Origin of the sequence: Chryseobacterium sp. sg2396 (assembly GCF_042610505.1) — a bacterium.
Classification (GTDB): Bacteria; Bacteroidota; Bacteroidia; order Flavobacteriales; family Weeksellaceae; genus Chryseobacterium.
Genome location: NZ_JBHGAQ010000009.1, coordinates 28314 through 46021 on the forward strand (window position 1 = coordinate 28314; position 17708 = coordinate 46021).

At 41.7% G+C, this 17708-nt stretch carries 14 protein-coding genes; 11 read left to right on the forward strand and 3 right to left on the reverse strand.

Annotated features, from left to right (window positions below; all coding sequences use genetic code 11):
- Positions 1-6: 6 nt before the first annotated feature.
- The 11 genes from asnB to ACED20_RS10940 all read left to right on the forward strand — a co-directional run bounded on the left by asnB (position 7) and on the right by ACED20_RS10940 (position 11816).
- Positions 7-1683 (forward strand): asparagine synthase B, encoded by a 1677-nt coding sequence (gene asnB / locus ACED20_RS10890; RefSeq protein WP_378104579.1) that lies wholly within the window; start codon positions 7-9, stop codon positions 1681-1683.
- Between the two features lie 452 nt (positions 1684-2135).
- Positions 2136-2948: a hypothetical protein gene (locus ACED20_RS10895; protein ID WP_294202092.1), complete on the forward strand. Its 813-nt coding sequence runs from the start codon at positions 2136-2138 to the stop codon at positions 2946-2948.
- A gap of 217 nt (positions 2949-3165) precedes the next feature.
- Positions 3166-4572: an MFS transporter gene (locus ACED20_RS10900; RefSeq protein ID WP_294202091.1), complete on the forward strand. Its 1407-nt coding sequence runs from the start codon at positions 3166-3168 to the stop codon at positions 4570-4572.
- Positions 4573-4987: 415 nt separating this feature from the next.
- Positions 4988-5887 carry a pirin family protein gene (locus ACED20_RS10905; protein ID WP_294202089.1) on the forward strand — a complete coding sequence of 300 codons (900 nt, stop codon included), beginning with the start codon at positions 4988-4990 and terminating at the stop codon, positions 5885-5887.
- Positions 5888-5899: 12 nt separating this feature from the next.
- Positions 5900-6439 carry an NADPH-dependent FMN reductase gene (locus ACED20_RS10910; RefSeq protein ID WP_294202087.1) on the forward strand — a complete coding sequence of 180 codons (540 nt, stop codon included), beginning with the start codon at positions 5900-5902 and terminating at the stop codon, positions 6437-6439.
- Positions 6440-6478: 39 nt separating this feature from the next.
- Positions 6479-6877, forward strand: coding sequence for an OsmC family protein (locus tag ACED20_RS10915; RefSeq protein WP_294238124.1), 399 nt, complete (start codon positions 6479-6481; stop codon positions 6875-6877).
- 1 nt (position 6878) lies between these two features.
- Positions 6879-7172, forward strand: coding sequence for a GNAT family N-acetyltransferase (locus tag ACED20_RS10920; RefSeq protein WP_294317234.1), 294 nt, complete (start codon positions 6879-6881; stop codon positions 7170-7172).
- A gap of 224 nt (positions 7173-7396) precedes the next feature.
- The gene (locus tag ACED20_RS10925; RefSeq protein ID WP_378104585.1) at positions 7397-8956 is read left to right on the forward strand and encodes a sodium:solute symporter; all 1560 of its coding nucleotides are present in this window, start codon (positions 7397-7399) and stop codon (positions 8954-8956) included.
- A 152-nt stretch (positions 8957-9108) separates the two neighbouring features.
- Positions 9109-9960 (forward strand): transketolase, encoded by an 852-nt coding sequence (locus ACED20_RS10930; RefSeq protein ID WP_345767334.1) that lies wholly within the window; start codon positions 9109-9111, stop codon positions 9958-9960.
- A 54-nt stretch (positions 9961-10014) separates the two neighbouring features.
- Positions 10015-10959 (forward strand): transketolase family protein, encoded by a 945-nt coding sequence (locus ACED20_RS10935; protein WP_378104589.1) that lies wholly within the window; start codon positions 10015-10017, stop codon positions 10957-10959.
- 116 nt (positions 10960-11075) lie between these two features.
- The gene (locus ACED20_RS10940) at positions 11076-11816 is read left to right on the forward strand and encodes a hypothetical protein (RefSeq protein WP_294199750.1); all 741 of its coding nucleotides are present in this window, start codon (positions 11076-11078) and stop codon (positions 11814-11816) included.
- 42 nt (positions 11817-11858) lie between these two features.
- Here ACED20_RS10940 and ACED20_RS10945 read toward each other — a convergent pair whose 3' ends face one another.
- The 3 genes from ACED20_RS10945 to ACED20_RS10955 form a co-directional block, all read right to left on the reverse strand.
- Positions 11859-12236 (reverse strand): hypothetical protein, encoded by a 378-nt coding sequence (locus tag ACED20_RS10945; RefSeq protein ID WP_294199751.1) that lies wholly within the window; start codon positions 12234-12236, stop codon positions 11859-11861.
- A 66-nt stretch (positions 12237-12302) separates the two neighbouring features.
- Positions 12303-12773: an Lrp/AsnC family transcriptional regulator gene (locus tag ACED20_RS10950; protein ID WP_042723244.1), complete on the reverse strand. Its 471-nt coding sequence runs from the start codon at positions 12771-12773 to the stop codon at positions 12303-12305.
- Positions 12774-12907: 134 nt separating this feature from the next.
- A complete protein-coding gene (locus tag ACED20_RS10955) occupies positions 12908-17704 on the reverse strand; it encodes a translocation/assembly module TamB domain-containing protein (protein WP_378104593.1) in 4797 nt (1598 codons plus the stop codon).
- Positions 17705-17708 lie beyond the last annotated feature (4 nt).

The following is a 17708-nucleotide window of genomic DNA, read 5'->3' on the forward strand; positions in this document are numbered from 1 at the left end:
TAAAATATGTGTGGAATTGTATGTTTGTTTGATGCCAAACAAAAAACCGAAATATTGAGACCCCAGGTTCTGGAAATGTCTAAAAAAATACGCCACCGCGGTCCTGACTGGAGCGGCGTTTTCCAGAACGACAAAGTGGTTTTCTCCCATGAAAGGCTGGCCATCGTAGATCCTACTTCCGGAAAGCAGCCTTTGTTTACCAAAGACGGAAAAGTAGTCCTGGCCGTAAACGGCGAAATTTATAACCACAGGGAATTGAAAGAGGAATTCCCAGATTATGAATTCCAGACCCAGTCGGATTGTGAGGTTATTCTAGCCCTTTACAGAAAATACGGGAAAGATTTTATTGAAAAACTGAACGGAATTTTTGCGTTCTCTTTATATGATACGGAAAACGACGTTTACCTGATTGCCCGCGATCATATGGGAGTCTGCCCGCTGTACCACGGTTGGGATAAAAACGGTAACTATTATGTAGCTTCCGAGCTGAAAGCTCTAGAAGGGGTTTGCAAAACCATAGAAACTTTCCTACCAGGACATTTCGTATACAGTAAAGACGGCAGCGCGCTTCAGCAGTGGTATAAAAGAGATTGGGAAAGCTTCGATGCGGTAAAAGACAACGAAACCGATATTGAGGTTTTAAGAAAAGGGCTTGAAGATGCGGTCCACAGACAGCTGATGAGTGATGTTCCGTACGGTGTGCTGCTTTCCGGCGGACTGGATTCTTCGGTGATTTCCGCCATTACTGCAAAATTTGCCCGTCAGAGAATCGAAAGCGGCGACACCCAGGAAGCCTGGTATCCGAGACTTCACAGTTTCGCCGTAGGATTGGTAGGTTCGCCTGATCTGGCGGCGGCGCAAAAAGCGGCAGAGCATATCGGATCGGTACATCATGAAGTTAATTTTACCGTTCAGGAAGGTTTGGATGCCGTAAGAGACGTAATTTATCACCTGGAAACATATGACGTGACAACCGTGAGGGCTTCTACGCCAATGTATCTTTTGGCCCGTGTCATTAAATCGATGGGAATTAAAATGGTACTGTCAGGAGAAGGTTCCGATGAACTTTTCGGCGGATATCTTTATTTCCACAAAGCACCGAATGCCAAAGAATTTCACGATGAAACCGTAAGAAAACTGGGAAAACTTCACCTTTATGACTGTTTAAGAGCCAACAAAGCCCTGATGAGCTGGGGAATCGAAGGACGTGTGCCATTCCTTGACAAAGAATTTATGGATGTAGCCATGACGCTTAATCCTAAAGATAAGATGATAAACGTATCCGAAGGAAAAATTGAAAAATGGGTGCTGCGAAAAGCTTTTGAAGACCTTCTTCCTGAATCGATCGCATGGAGACAGAAAGAGCAGTTTTCCGATGGAGTCGGTTATTCATGGATCGATACGCTGAAAGAAGTTGCCGAAAAAGAGGTTACCGATGAAATGATGGCCAACGCTAAATTCAGATTCCCGCTGAACACCCCTCAAAACAAAGAAGAATACCGTTACCGAACCATTTTCGAGGAACATTTTCCAAGCGAAACCGCAGCAGCTACCGTACCTTCCGTACCTTCCGTTGCCTGCTCCACTCCTATTGCGCTGGAATGGGACGAAGCTTTTAAGAACATGAACGATCCAAGCGGAAGAGCCGTCAAAGTACATGAGACGTCATACGGGGAAGCGTAAAAGTGAATGATTATCGTCAATGGTGAATTTTGCTTCGCAAGTGAATGGTGAATTATAAAAGTAATTAAGATTGACCATTGACCCGAAGGAATTGACTATTGACAGTAAAAGGTGAATGGTGAATTTCGCTTTGCGAGTCAATTTTGCTTCGCAAGTGAATTTGAAATTGCAGAAAAATTGACAAGCGTAGCGAATTGACCCCGAAGGAATTGACCTTTGACAATGGTGAATGATGAATTTCATGGCTAAAGATTATCAAAGCAAAACAGGTGAAACCTTAACCGCAATTCCACTTCTATGGAGGACGAGATCTTTAAAATTTATTAATCCTGTAGCGATACAGGATTTTTTTTTGAATTTACGATAACAATATTGTCAGAATTTAACCGTTAATCAAAAATATTATCTAATAAATAATTATATTTGGAAAACGAAAATATCAATTATAAAAAATGAGAAGAAACATTACTATCTTATTTGCTTTATTATCCATGACTTTCGCTTTCGGACAGGGAAAATACGGTAAATATCTTAGCTCCAAAAAGCTGGCCATGACGTACAAAAGCGTAAAAGATGGCGATAAAGACGACTTTTACCAACAATATTACTGGCTTGTAAAAGCAGAACAGCTGAAAACCTTTCCTCACCTGAAAGATATAAAGCCGAAAGTTTTATATGAATTCGTAAAAAAAGTAAATCCCCAGAATCCTACGAAAAAACTGGATGCGAGAGGTAAAGAACTGCGTGCGAATGCAGAATTATCCCTGAACCAGTATTTCAAGAACAAAAATCTTGACAACAATGCCGTCCTGATGTATAACCTTGAAACCTATGTTGACCCTTCAAAAGGACAATATTATACAAAGGTTGATGCCGAAAAGATCAAAGAACTGGTACCGAAAGAACTGTATGCTTTCAATTCCAACAACAGAAACACGGGCGAGGATAAAACCTATTATCTCTGGATCAACAAAGAAAAAGACGATTTCAACATTGTAGATATTATCCCGGAAGAGAAAGAGAACAAAGCGTTCTACGCCAGAGTAAAACAGTATCTTCCGAGCTATAAATTCTCTAAATATGTTCCGTCTGTAAAAAAAGGTACGAAAACGGACAGAACCGATGCTGACTACTACTACATCATGCCGTTTGAACAAAATACGGATAACATCGAATACAAAACCAAGGATTTCAAAACCTTCGAATTAAGCCAGTACAGAAAAGCCGGCGAAGAATGGAAAGGGGTTGAAAAACCAAGAAAATAAAACTTAAGGTCCTGCGAAATCTCGCGGGACTTTTTATTGGTGTTGACAAGGCGGTTTATTTTCGAATGTTTAAAATTCGATATACCGGCGCTTACATGCAGATCTGCCTACTGAATTATGCCATCTTGATCATTTAAGGAACAAATATTGCTCTTCCTAAATATTCTATTATTTTTTTGAACCAAATAAATCCGGAAACCGTTTCCGGTACATACTTATGTCAGAAGAACTACCGCAGCCGACCGTTTCGATCAAAAAAATCCTCCCGTTAATCCTCGCCACGGCAATCTTTATGCAGATGCTGGATTCAACGATCCTCAATACTTCCCTTCCATCAATTGCGAAAGACCTGAAAGAGTCTCCGCTGAATATGCAGAACGCCATTATCAGTTATGTGCTTACCCTGGCCGTTTTCATGCCGGCCAGCGGCTTTCTCGCAGACCGTTTCGGCACAAAAAAGATTTTCATCTTTTCACTTGTTCTGTTCAGTATGGGTTCCCTTTTCTGCGCCCTGTCACAGAATCTTACCCAGCTGGTAATTTCCAGGGTACTTCAGGGAGTCGGAGGAAGCCTTATGACGCCGGTCGGAAAACTGGCTCTGATTAAAACTTTCGATAAAAATGAACTTCTGAAAGCCATGAACTTTGCCATTATCCCTGCACTGATCGGTCCGGTATTGGGGCCTCTGGTAGGAGGTTACATGGTGGATTACCTTTCCTGGCACTGGATTTTTTTAATCAATATTCCAATCGGGATCCTGGGAATTACGTTAGGATTAAAATTTATGCCTGATTATAAATCCAAAGCTGTCGATTTTGATCTGAAAGGCTTCCTGATCTTTGCAGCAGCCTCCCTCCTGCTTTCGATCGCACTTGAGCTTTTCGGAAATATACAGAACATTACACCGGTTCTCGTTATTTTTATTCTGGGCTTCCTTTGTATGTACTATTATTACAGGCATGCAAAAAAAGACAACAGTCCTATTTTCCCTCTTAATTTATTTCAGGTCAGAACATTCAGGGTGGGCATTGTAGGAAATCTGGCAACCAGATTAGGAATCAGCTCCGTTCCGCTTTTACTGCCTCTGATGATCCAGATCGCGTACAAACAATCGGCGGTAACTTCCGGATGGATTATTGCTCCAATGGCCTTAACTGCGATCTTCGGAAAATCCTACGTCATTAAAATTTTAGATAAGTTCGGATACCGGCAGACCCTTATGACCAATACGTTCATCATCGGAACCCTGATCTGCCTACTTGCTATTCCGGACATCAATACTTCACTGTACTGGTTTATTCCTATTATTGCCATCCTGGGATTCTTCAACTCGATCCAGTTTACTTCGATGAATACCATTTCCATCGCCGACCTCCGGAATTTCCAGACCAGCAGCGGGAATTCCCTGCTGTCCGTCAATCAGCAGCTGGCCATCGGTTTCGGAATCGCCTTCGGGCTGATTGTCCTGAAAATTTTTGAAAACACCGACCTCATCCACGGCGAAATCCACAACGCATTCCGCTGGACATTCCTCACCGTAGGGATCCTGACCATCATTTCCGGATTTATTTTTCGCAGGCTGCACATTTCGGATGGGAAAAATATGCAGTCGAAAGAGGACTAAAGGTTAATGGTGAATTTTGCTTTGCACGTGAATGGTCAATTTACACTGCTTTTAATGTTGAGAAATCCTTGCGTATCCCAACCACCAGAAGCATCAATTAAAATTGACAAGCGAAGCACATTCATCTGCAGGAATTTACTATTGACAGTCATAGATTTACAACTTCAGACCTATGCAGTAAACCTCATAGGTTTTTGGAAACCTATGAGGTTTGAAACTTATTACCACAGATCAATGGATGCTTTCGAGAGATGCTTTAATTTTGCTCACAGAATAAGGAAATAATAACCGGACATATTTTTTACGGATTAACAGGGCTCTCGGATTATTCTTTTTGCTTATTTTTATCATCGGGCCGTAAAGCAAAACAGCTTATAACGAACCGGAACTTTTTGTAAAATTAACATCGCATTATATGTCAAACATCGGACTCATTATTGAAGAAAAATCAGCAGATATCGGAAATTTTTTAGTGGGAAGATTGTTGCCTTTCCGTGAGAAAAGAGCGGTCGGGCCTTTCGTATTTATCGATCACATGGGTCCTGCTGATCTGAAGGACTATCAGAACCTGGACGTCCCGCCGCATCCGCACATCGGGCTTTCTACCCTCACTTATCTTCTGGAAGGTTCCATCTTCCACCGGGACAGCATCGGAAGTGCCATTGAAATACAGCCGGGAGCGGTTAACTGGATGACTGCCGGAAAAGGCGTCGTGCATTCCGAAAGAACACCGGAATATTTGAGGCATTCGGACAAAAGATTGCACGGATTCCAGATCTGGGTCGGACTTCCGAAGCATTTGGAACAGTCGGAACCAAGCTTTCACCATACGGAAGCAGGCGATCTCCCGGTTTGGGAAGAAGACGGTATCCAGTATAAACTGATTGCCGGAGAAGCTTTCGGAAGAAAATCCCCGGTTCCCGTTCACAGCAAATTGTTTTTTATTGAAATTAAAACAAAAGATGCGAAGAAGATCAGCATCGGAAAAGACCTTTACGGTGAAGCCGCCATGTACGTATTGGACGGAACGGTCTCCACCGACGGAAATTCTTACGGCTCCAAGCAACTTCTGATTGCTAAAAATACCCAACTCTGCGAATTCGAGATGAGCGAAAACGGAACGGTTTACCTGTTCGGCGGTGAACCATTTGAAGAAGAACGTTTCATCTTCTGGAATTTCGTAAATTCCGATAAAGAACTTATCGAACAGGCCAAAGTGAACTGGAATGACCAGAACCATGAAGCATTTCCACTCGTTCCGGGTGATGATGAAGATTACGTACCGCTTCCAAAAGCGATTTTAAACAGAAAATAATAAACTCAGGTCATGAAAATATTAGCGTTTGCCGGAAGTACCTCTTCCACTTCCATCAATAAAGAACTTGTCAAGTTTGTCCTGAAAGATTTTCAGGATGATGAAATCAATTTAATTGATTTAAATGATTTTGACATGCACGTGTTTTCCGTTGACCGGGAAAAGAAAGGTTTTCCGGATGAAGCACATCGTTTTTTAAACGCCATCGAAGAATGCGACGTCATCATCTGCTCACTGGCCGAACACAACCGATCGTACAGTGCTGCATTTAAAAATGTTTTCGACTGGGCTTCAAGGATCAACGTCAAGGTATTCCAGAACAAACCGATGTTCCTGATGTCTACTTCGCCCGGAGGATATGGCGGCGGCAATGTGATGAATACGGCAAAAACATTCTTCCCGAATTTCGGAGCGGATATCAAAGACACTTTTTCTCTTCCTAAATTTTATGAGAATTTCGATCTTGAAAGCGGCATCATCAACCCGGAAATGCTGAAAGAACTGAAAGATAAAATAGAGAATTTTAAACATCAGGTACAACCTGACCACTAAATTTCTCAGAAACCGTAATTTAAAAAATCAAGAGAAATCATGTCCGTAACAGTAAAAGCAAGTTTAGGAAAAGAAAAATACTACACTGAAGTTATTGCAGGGGAAAATACATTAATTACCGATGAACCCGTAGATAAAGGCGGCGGCAATAAAGGCTTTAACCCGTTCGAAATTCTGGCAACGTCACTGGCAAGCTGTACGGCAGCTACTCTGCGGATGTATATTGACCGGAAAGAATGGGATGTGGAAAAAATTAATGTGGAAGTAGAGCTTGAAAACTTTCCGCTGACGAAAAGAGCCATTTTTAAAAGAAACATCAGCTTTGAAGGCACGTATATTGATGAAGAACAGAGAAAAAGGCTGCACGCGATTGCCGATGCCTGCCCGATTCATAAAATTTTAACCCACGATATCGAAATATTAACCCAATTTTCATAAAATGATTAAAGTAAAACATACCAACGACGAGAAACGCGGAAGTTTTGAAGCCTTTATGAACGGAACCCACGCCGGTTTAATGACGTATACCTGGGCCGGGGAAGACCGCTTTATTATCGACCACACGGAAGTGGACGAAGCCTACAACGGGAAAGGCGTAGGAAAAGAAATGTTGTATGCAGCAGTAGATTTTGCCAGAAAAAACGGCAAATCGATTATCCCGCTCTGCCCTTTTGCCAAGGCTACTTTCCAGAAAGAGGAGGACATCCAGGATGTTCTGGTGAATAAGGTTTAGGCTGAAGCTAAGTCTGAGACTGAGGTAAAGTTTGAGTGTGCGAGGGTTATAAAGATCAACAGCCATGCAACCTTTACCTTTACCTTTACCTTTACCTTTACCTTTACCTTTACCTTTACCTTTACCTTTACCTTTACCTTTACCTTTACCTTTCAGTACCGAAAGGTTTTTCTTTTTTGGGCAGAGGAGAAAAAAACTATATTTGCTAAAATTTAAATTAAAGCATGAATTCCGGAACTATTCTCCTGCTGTTTGTTTTTGTCTATTTCATCGGCTTATTGGTTATTTCTTATTTTACGAGCCGAAACTCCGATAATCAGTCGTTTTTTATCGGTAACAAAAAAAGTAAATGGTGGCTGGTGGCTTTCGGAATGATCGGAACCAGCCTGAGCGGGGTAACCTTTATATCCGTGCCCGGAACCGTCGGGAAAATGACGGGAAGCGAATATATTTACGGCGGCTTTGAATATTACATGATGGTAATCGGGTTCTTTATCGGCTATTTTATCGTCGCGGCAATCCTTTTACCGCTCTATTACAAAATGAACCTGACTTCCATTTATACCTATCTGGGGAAAAGGTTCAACGTGGAAGCTCATAAGATCGGCTCCATCTTCTTTATTATCTCCAGAGCAATCGGGGCTACAGCCAGGCTCTACCTCGTAGTGAATGTTTTGCAGATCTTTTTACTGGAAGGCTTAGGGGTGCCCTTCTGGGTAACCGCATTGGTTCTTCTGCTGATGGTTCTTTTGTATACGTTTGAAGGTGGTGTAAAGACGATCGTTATTACCGATACGCTGCAGACTTCTTTCATGATCATCAGCTTAATTGCCTGCATTATGTATATCTTATCAAATTTAAATTTATCTGCAGGGGAAGCCTACTCGATTTTAGAACAGAAAAATTATACGCATTTTATCAATTTTGATCCGAATTCCAAAACCTTTTTCCTGAAAACAATCATCGGCGGAATTTTCATTACCATTGCCATGACCGGCCTGGACCAGGAAATGATGCAAAAGAATATCTCGGTGGATAACCTGAAAAATTCCAAGAAAAACATGCTGACTTTTGCGGGAACGCTTCTTTTTGTGAACCTTGCATTCCTGTTCCTCGGCGGGCTGCTCTATCTTTTTGCTTTGCAGCACGGTGCGGAATACGGACAGATCAATGGAGAAACGGTAACCAACATTTTTGGGTTTAAAGATTCCGGCGGTGAAATTAAAAATATCATGGGTGACGACCTGTTCCCGGCTTTATCGCTTCAGGGTCATTTTCCGATGATTATCTCGGTGATCTTCATCATCGGGCTGATTTCAGCCTTATTTCCTTCCGCTGACGGTGCACTGACCGCAGTGACCAGTTCGTATTGCGTGGATCTTCTGAACCTCAACGAAGACCGCAATAAAACTGAAAAAGAAAAAAAACAGCTCCGGATGAAAGTCCATTTGACGTTTACCATCGTTTTCTTTATTTTAATCATGATCTTCAAGGCACTGAATGACAAATCCATCGTTTACCTTATCATGGAAATTGCAGGATACACCTACGGACCGCTTCTGGGACTTTTCGCTTTCGGGATTTTTACAAAATTCCGGATTTCAAAAAAATATTCCATCCTGGCGGTGACGATCCTGGCTCCGGTAGCCACTTATCTTATTAATTACGTCATCACAACGTACACCGATTACAGAATCGGAGTGGAATTAATTGTCTTAAACGGGCTGCTCACCTTTATCGGGCTCTGGCTGGTACGACAGAAATCGTATCTAAGAATCGTTTAATATCATAAAATTCATGATTACATATCATTTTAACCTGATAAAACTTTAAATAAATTATTATAAAAACTAAAGCCCGAACCTGAAATCCGGGCTTTTACATTTCTTTAAGCCGGTAAAATATCGTAAATTCGCTTGCATATAAATCCTACACAATGAGTAAAAGCATCGAAGAGTTAAAATCTCTTACTACGCAAATCAGAAGAGACATTTTAAGAATGGTTCATGCTGTAAATTCCGGCCACCCGGGAGGAAGTTTAGGCTGTACTGAATTTTTCACGGCCCTTTACGGAAAAGTAATGAACTACAAGCTTCCTTTCACAATGGAAGGCAAAAACGAAGACCACTTTTATCTTTCGAACGGACATATTTCCCCGGTATTCTATTCTAGTTTGGCCAGATCCGGTTTTTTCCCGGTAGAAGAACTGAAGACCTTCAGAAAGCTGGATTCCAGGCTGCAGGGTCACCCGACCACACATGAAGGGCTGCCAGGCATCAGAGTGGCTTCCGGATCTTTGGGACAGGGGCTTTCTGTAGCGCTGGGTGTTGCTCAGGCAAAGAAATTAGACGGAGAAAACTCGTTGGTGTATACTTTACAGGGAGACGGCGAATTGCAGGAAGGCCAGAACTGGGAAGCTTTTATGTATGCTGCCGGCAAGAAAGTGGATAACATTATTTCCACCATCGATTACAACGGACAGCAGATCGACGGAAGCACAGACAATGTACTTACGTTAGGTAACCTTCATGCCAAGCTGGAAGCTTTCGGATGGACGGTGCTGGAGGAGAAAAACGGCAACGACCTGGAAGCAGTGATTGCTATTCTTGAAAAGGCGAAAACAGAAACCGGAAAGGAAAAGCCGGTAGCGATTATTCTTCATACGCAGATGGGTAACGGTGTTGATTTTATGATGGGATCACACGCATGGCACGGAAAAGCACCTAGCGATGAGCAGCTGGAAACAGCCATGAAGCAATTGTATCTGGAAGCGCCTGCTGATTATTAACAGCAACGAGTCATTGATAATCCGTAATCTTTTTAATTAATAATTTAGAACATAATGAAATTTACATATACAGAAAAAAAGGATACCCGTTCAGGATTCGGTGCCGGACTGGCAGAACTTGCCGATAAAAACCCTAATGTTGTGGCACTTTGTGCAGACCTTATCGGTTCTTTGAAGATGGAGAAATTCATCGAAAAGGCTCCGGAAAGATTCTTTCAGGTAGGTATCGCTGAAGCCAACATGATGGGACTTGCTGCAGGGATGAGCATCACGGGAAAAATTCCTTTTACGGGAACATTTGCAAACTTCTCTACTTCCAGGGTATACGACCAGATCCGTCAGTCGATTGCTTACTCCAACAAAAACGTTAAGATCTGTGCATCCCACGCCGGCCTTACGTTAGGGGAAGACGGTGCTACACACCAGGTCCTGGAAGATATCGGGATGATGAAGATGCTTCCGGGAATGACGGTGATCAACCCGTGCGATTATAACCAGACGAAAGCAGCGACATTAGCTATTGCCGACCATGAAGGTCCGGTATACCTAAGGTTCGGAAGACCGGTAGTTCCTGTTTTTATTCCTGAAGATCTGCCTTTCGAGATCGGAAAAGGAATTCTCCTGCAGGAAGGAACCGATGTAACGATTGTTGCTACTGGCCACTTGGTTTGGGAATCTCTGATTGCTGCGGACGAACTTGAAAAAGAAGGTATTTCATGTGAAGTGATCAACATCCATACGATCAAGCCGCTAGACGAAGAAATCATCCTAAAATCGGTTGAAAAAACAGGTAAGATCGTAACTGCTGAGGAACACAACTACCTTGGAGGTTTGGGTGAATCCATTGCCGGAATGCTGGCCAGAAAGAGACCGACCCGACAGGAATTTGTAGCGGTAAATGACACCTTCGGGGAATCTGCAACACCTGCCGAACTGATGAAAAAATACAAGATCGATTCTACTGCGGTAAAAGAAGCGGTGAAGCGAATTTTAGCTTAATTTTTTGAAAAAATATAATGAAAGCATCCTTATGAAAGGGTGCTTTTTTATTATACTAATCTGAAGATTTTTTCGTTCAAGCATAAAACAGATACCATAAAAAACAAATAACAGCAATGAGAATATTTTTTATTTCGATCAACTTTATACTGACTTTAGGCTTAATAAACTCCCTGTCCGCGCAATCGGACTATAAATTAGGAATTTCCACGGGTGCGGGAATCAGTATTTTCCGGAACCATCAGCCGGCGGATGCCAGCCATATTAGCTTTAACAAACCCATAAGTGCGCATTTAGGTATTAAATTATTACGCCAGCTGGGCGAGCAGGATAATTTCTTTGCCGAGCTGATGTATACGCGTAAAACGATAGAATTCCGATACAATCTGAATGAGGCTGATATTCCTTTTGATAATAAAGATGTGATCGGGCAGAAATACGACTGTATCTCCTTTTATTTTGGATACCGTAAGGTGATTGAAAAATATACCCATGCTCTTTTTTTTGAGGCTTCTTTAGGAGCCGATTACAACAATAATGTGGTTGTATTCAACAGAAACGAAGGCCAGGCCACGGAAGAAATAAATCAGCCTATCAGTTTTGAAGAATTTATAAATACGAATCTCGGAGAGAAGACTTATACTTTAAGTACCAACGCAGGCTTCGGAGTCATGTTTGGAACGAGAAACCAATATGAACTGGGTGCTTTTATAAATATTCCCTTTCATAAAATACAGTCTAAAGCCTCTCAGCTTAGCTACACCTGGAATTACAACAATAAGGATTATGTGCACAAGTCTTCTTATCTCGGAGAGATCTACTATCCTTCGTTAAGGATAACATATTATGTTTTCTAGACTAGCTGTAAATCAGATACAGCAGATCTTTCCGTTATTTTTTTACCTGAAAAACTTCCATTTCGGAATAATCGCCAGCATCCCAAATCCTGTAAACAGGAAAAGATTGGTGACATCGGTATAAAGGAAAGTTGATAAATAATAACTGTGCATAAAGAAATGCATGATCAGGAGAGCCGGAAAAGAAAAGATTCCGATTTTCCTGTAAAAAAACATCAGGATAAGGCTTACAGCCATCAGTGCATCCACAGTAAAGATGACAAAAAAATACCATCCGGGAATGTTCAGGTATTCGTGCTGCAAATATTCATCCAGGTCGATCCCGAAGCCCATTATTGTAAACAGCATCAATGCGGCAAATGCCAGGATAAAGCCCCATCCTTTTTTCGGATCTTCGTCAAAATAACTGTATTCTTCCATAGTACAAAAATAAAGAACTTATGAGAGATTTCATAAGTTCTTTAGTATAATTCGTTTAAAATCCGCTTATATGGAGATCGCGTTGATCAGTCTATTCTTGTCGCTCAGGTATTCTTCCATAGAGATCATACTTTCCGTCCTCATCACATCCTGAATATCATCAATCTGATAGATGATTCTTTTGGCATCTTCCGTGTTCTTTGCTCTTACTTTACAGAATATGTTATATTTCCCTGAAATTACGCTGGCTTCGATTACGTTCGGAATACTCGTAAGCTCTTTCAGAACTTCCTGTGTTCTGTTGGATTTCGTTAATAAAATTCCGATGAAAGCAGTAAAATGGTAGTCCAGCTTTCCATAATCGATGTTTAGAGATGATCCCAAAATAATACCTGCATCTTCCATCTTTTTCACTCTTACGTGAATTGTACCTGCAGAGACATCCATCTGCTTTGCAATTTCTGTAAAAGGCATTCTTGTGTTTTCTACTAAGAAATCAAGAATTTTCTTGTCTATTTCGTCCAGTTGATAGTTCATATTAGTTAAATTACAATTTTCTTAAAAAAACAATGTATTTTTTGCAAATTTATAAAAAATAATTTAACTAAAAAAATTATCTTAAACATTAACAATAATTAACACAGATGATAAAAATCATTAAAAAATAAGAATTATTTGCCGTCCGATTTTACAGAATCTGTTTTTATTGCTTTTGGAAAATCCTGAGTTTTTTTATCTTTTTTCTTCTTTTTAAAGATAGAATTAAAGCTCTTTGTCCACACGATACCTCCGCCGTATGCCTGATTGGCAGTACCGTTTGAACCCGCACCGTTTACCAGGCCGATATTGGACGGTTTTGAATATCCCCGAAGTACGAGGCTTCCGTCATTCTTCTTTGAAATATCATATTCAATGGTACCTTCTCCGGAAAGATAATTCGTCTCCGTATTTTCAGTCTTCGTAAGAGGAATACCCAATCCTGTCTTTACTTTGACTCTCGGTGAAAAAGCAAAGCTTACCCCTGCGGTAGCCCGGTCGCCAACATTGGAATACTGATCTCCTTTTACATAATTAAGGTCGATCTGAAATTCATTACTCATGGCATTAAGCACTGATCCCAGCTGCTTTAAAAGAATGTTGTATCCCTGGTTCTGTGCTACATCGGCTACATTCAGGTCTACTCCACCGGTATTGGACACATTAAAACTGTTCAAAAGCAGAACCGAACCGAACTGAAGGACTTTTTCCCCTTCCTGGCTCATTTTGGCAGCTAACGTTTCTTTTACCTGGCTGGAAACATCCAGCGCCGTTACATTCAGATCGATTTTCGGATCAATTAATGATTGTGTAATATTGGCCTGAAGCAGGATACTGATCGGCTGGAGGCTTCCCATATTCAGATATTCCCCGGCGTTGGAGACCATCCTTATATAATTTGCCGTAATATCTAAGGCAGGCTTCATGGCATCTCCGTCCCAACGGATGCTGCTTCCTTTTTCGATCTGGAACGTTTTGTTAAGAATGGCTTTGGAGACAAATGTTCCGTTATCCACCTTGTAGGTACCGTTCATGGCAATATTTCCCTGACGGCTCATCTGGAAATGAAGCTTTTCTGCCGCTCCTTTTACCATAATATTTCCGACATCATCCCCGATCAGTACATTTACCGTAGTGCCTTTATCAACATCCAGCGCAAAATCGATGTTCATATTCGCTCCGGTCTTCTTCTTATCATCTAAGGTTACGAGTCCGTTTTTACCTTCCTTTAGGAACCGCAGCATCTTAAACTCTTCCACGTTGGACGTTGATCCGGAATTGAAGGTAAAAGTACTTCCGTTCAGAGCTTTCATGTTAGGAGTGGTAATGCTTAGTCCGGAAACCGGTCCGTCCACATACAGATCTCCCTGTCCGTATACCCTGCCCCAGAACAGGTCGTAATCTTTCTGAGTGGTATTCAGCACCAATAAATTATCGGCACGCATCACTAGGTTGACCCCCATCGAAGATAGGGTTTCAAACTGAATCGCCCCCGAAATATTTCCTTTGGAATTGGTTCTTCCGTCATGTACCTCTATATTGTTTAAAATTGCCAATCCCTTTGTTAACGGGATTACCGTATCATCAAAAGAATAGTCCACTCCCGTAAACAGCAGTTTCAGTCCGAAGCCTTTTAATCCGATATCACCGCTGTAATCCAGATCGCTGAATTTACCGGCGATTTTAAGATCTCCGGTTGCTTTTCCTCTTAAATTCCCGAAAACCGTCGTTACAAACTGCTGGGCGAATGCTACATCGAAATCCCTCATTTCCGCAGTAAGATCAATGGTAGGGGACGAAGTATTGTTGTTGACAGTTCCGGTTACATGAAGGCTGTTATTTCCTATGATCCCCGCTGAGTTTACTTTTATATCGACATCATATACGTTTAAGGAATAGCTGTTGGTAGCGGAAACTGTGATATCGCCCATATCCTTTCCGTTCATCATAATATCATCGATCGTAAGATCTACAATAGGCTGAAGTGTATTTTTATCCATCCGGATTTTTACACTTCCGTTCGCAAGACCTTTAATATTCAGTGTGTTCCCGCCGGCTTTCATCTCCAGCAGTTTTTCAATAGCGAAATTATCGACCTCGGCATCTACATAAAAATCTTTAACCGATTTAAATTGGGCATCTTTTATAAATAAAGCACTGTTTTCAGAATAGATTCTGAGGTTCTGAATATCAAAATCCTTCTCTTTTTTACGGTAGGTGATTGAATGGTTAAGTTCAGGGCTGGTATCGATCGCCCATGTTACATCGTTGAATTTCACCTCTGTCGGTTCAAACCTGAATACGAAATCACCGCCCGCATTGGTAGACTGATTCACATTAATGGCATATTGCTTCAGATTGTCATCCTCCTCATCCTCGGGACTTCCATGACTGAATTTTGCAGCCAGGTGCAAAACGGTATTGTTGTCATTTCTTCCGCTCAGGGTAATATTTTTAAGGACATTCTTGTTATACAGCACTCTGCTGATTTTTGCATAGATCTGTTCATCCAGATTGGCCGTGTTGATCCGAACCATGACACTGTCGACCATCGCACTGTCCCGGGTTATATTATTCCGGTCATTGATCTGATAGTCCGGATTTGCAGCGGCGAGGGCTTTGTCAGCTTCGGTAATATCCTCGGTCTTGGTCATGATGTATTTCAGGGAAGCGGCATCAAGATTCAGGATCAGGTTGTTTGAATTTCCGTCATACTGCCCTTCTACTTTTGCTCCCTGTGGAATTTTCAGGTCAGGTAAAAAATAACTTACCAGCCCCTGCTGTACATCAAAATTCATGGTGAAATTCTGTCCTCTGTACATCTTTCTCGGTTCAGGGCCTACCAGGATCTTATTCAGTCCGTTTTCCACCATTCCGGCGAGATCGCCCAGGTTATATCTTCCGGAAATTTTTCCGTCTACTGCTCCTGGTGCATCTACATCAATTACCCGCGCACCGTTTTCCAGGAACGTCTTTACCTTCGCGTTCGGAATGGAATAGTTCTGTGTTGCCGTAGCGAAATTAATGCCGTTTGCTTCTACATCCATGGTAAGGTCATTGATCGAAGACATTGCCATTTTACCGTTCACCTTTCCGCTTACGATCTGTTTTCCGGGCTTATCGGTAAAATAATTCATGTTTAAATAATTGACATCCGCATTAACGTTCATGGAAATCCGTGAAGTGCTGAAATCAATAAGTCCCTTAATGGTTGCTTTTGCCTGTTCGTCGTTGACTGTAATTAGTCCGTTGTATTTTTTATGATCGAGTAAACCGTCCAGATACAGATTGTTGATCTCTTTATTCATAATCTCGATGCTGGAGATCTGAGACTTTGTAGTCAGCCTCATCGTATTCACATCGAAGCTCTGCCCGTTAATATTAAATCTTCCGGAAATTAACCCGACTGATTTATTTTTAGTAATCACTGATGTATTCAGATCCTTCACCTCTGCAATTCCCGCATATTTCGGAAGGGAAGAACTGTAATCGGTTAGAGAAAAATCCGTGATTTTAGCCTGTCCGATCCCGGTCATCAGGTTTCCGCTTGAGACGTACACGCGGTCTGGGTTTACGCTTGCCGTTCCGTTATATTTCAGCTTTCCAAAATCATCTGCGAAATTCTTCATTTTTTTGGAGATGAATGAAGGCATCATCGCTTTAAGGTCTTTATAGGTAAAATCTGCGGAAAGATCGTTGGTTTCGATCAGAAAATTACCTTTCAGCAGCCTGTTCACATTCATTGTCCGGGTAGCAATATTTACATCAGGATTGCGGATCAGGAAATGATCCAGCTTAAAACTGTTCAGTGGGCCGGTCATTTTCCCGGAAATGTTGAACGGCTTGAAGTTGTCCCAATTCGTCACAAAATAGCTGATGTCGTAACCGCTTAGCTGGCTTCCCAGCGTAAGATTCATGTCCCATTTTACCTTGTCGGCAAAATCAGACCATGAACCGTCGTCATGAAGATTGAATTTAATATCACCCTGCAACAGTGAGTGATCGGTATTTAGAGTAAGGTCTTTTAAAAATAGATAATCCGGCGTCATCGAAAGCTCTGTGGAAAAAGTATCTACAAAGTGAGACTTCCCCCAGCGTGTCGTAGTGAAGGTCATATTGTTGATCAATCCTGAAATATTCCTTCCATTGACTTTTACATTCGGGGCGATAAGATTAAAATTCGTAGCCGTTAGCCACTTTCCCTTTTCTCCGGGAGAATTCAGATTGACGATGGAAACTTTGGAATCCACGATCTGTAACCTGGAATCCAGTTGGAAAGGCGGTTTGTTCGGGTCTCTTTTCTTGCCGCTGTCGAACAGCTGGGTAAAACGGATGAAATTGGAAATACTGTCTCCTTTATAGGTAATGACTTTTACGTCTGCATTTTTTAAGGTAAGGGAATTAAAGCTTAAAGAATTATTTTCCGTAATGTTTGAGGCAAGGGAAAGCCAGTTGGAATTGGCAATGAATTCTTTGGACTGAATGAAATCGTATCCTTTATAATCCTTTATTTTAAGGCCTTTGATTTTCACGTTTCCAAAAAAGTTGACCTCAACGCTTTCTGTGGACATCTGTGCCTTAAAGTCCCGATTTACGACTTTCAATGCCTGGTCTGCAGCCCACTGTTTGGTTACCGGGAGATTAATGGCGATAAAAATAGCCGCAACAAGCCCAAGCCCGAGCCAGAACAGGATGAGAAGCAGTTTGGCCCACCAGGTATAGCTGGTAACATCCTTAACCGCCTGTTTCCCGAATTCTTCGGCCGTCTGCACAGGGTGATTAATGGCATCCGAAGCCAGTTCCGATGCCTCCTTCACCGTTTCCTTTACGGCGCCTCCTGCATTTTCAACAGCTTTCTGTACCTGATCCCCTAAGTTTCCAGCTACCGATTTTTTGTTCTCATTCTCGTTATTATTCTCTAACTTTGCCATTATT

Excerpts from the sequence above, each read along its gene's own strand:
- asnB (WP_378104579.1), top strand. The coding sequence starts at position 7 with ATGTGTGGAATTGTATGTTTGTTTGATGCCAAACAAAAAACCGAAATA.
- ACED20_RS10895 (WP_294202092.1), top strand. The coding sequence starts at position 2,136 with ATGAGAAGAAACATTACTATCTTATTTGCTTTATTATCCATGACTTTC.
- ACED20_RS10900 (WP_294202091.1), top strand. The coding sequence starts at position 3,166 with ATGTCAGAAGAACTACCGCAGCCGACCGTTTCGATCAAAAAAATCCTC.
- ACED20_RS10905 (WP_294202089.1), top strand. The coding sequence starts at position 4,988 with ATGTCAAACATCGGACTCATTATTGAAGAAAAATCAGCAGATATCGGA.
- ACED20_RS10910 (WP_294202087.1), top strand. The coding sequence starts at position 5,900 with ATGAAAATATTAGCGTTTGCCGGAAGTACCTCTTCCACTTCCATCAAT.
- ACED20_RS10915 (WP_294238124.1), top strand. The coding sequence starts at position 6,479 with ATGTCCGTAACAGTAAAAGCAAGTTTAGGAAAAGAAAAATACTACACT.
- ACED20_RS10920 (WP_294317234.1), top strand. The coding sequence starts at position 6,879 with ATGATTAAAGTAAAACATACCAACGACGAGAAACGCGGAAGTTTTGAA.
- ACED20_RS10925 (WP_378104585.1), top strand. The coding sequence starts at position 7,397 with ATGAATTCCGGAACTATTCTCCTGCTGTTTGTTTTTGTCTATTTCATC.
- ACED20_RS10930 (WP_345767334.1), top strand. The coding sequence starts at position 9,109 with ATGAGTAAAAGCATCGAAGAGTTAAAATCTCTTACTACGCAAATCAGA.
- ACED20_RS10935 (WP_378104589.1), top strand. The coding sequence starts at position 10,015 with ATGAAATTTACATATACAGAAAAAAAGGATACCCGTTCAGGATTCGGT.
- ACED20_RS10940 (WP_294199750.1), top strand. The coding sequence starts at position 11,076 with ATGAGAATATTTTTTATTTCGATCAACTTTATACTGACTTTAGGCTTA.
- ACED20_RS10945 (WP_294199751.1), bottom strand. The coding sequence starts at position 12,236 with ATGGAAGAATACAGTTATTTTGACGAAGATCCGAAAAAAGGATGGGGC.
- ACED20_RS10950 (WP_042723244.1), bottom strand. The coding sequence starts at position 12,773 with ATGAACTATCAACTGGACGAAATAGACAAGAAAATTCTTGATTTCTTA.
- ACED20_RS10955 (WP_378104593.1), bottom strand. The coding sequence starts at position 17,704 with ATGGCAAAGTTAGAGAATAATAACGAGAATGAGAACAAAAAATCGGTA.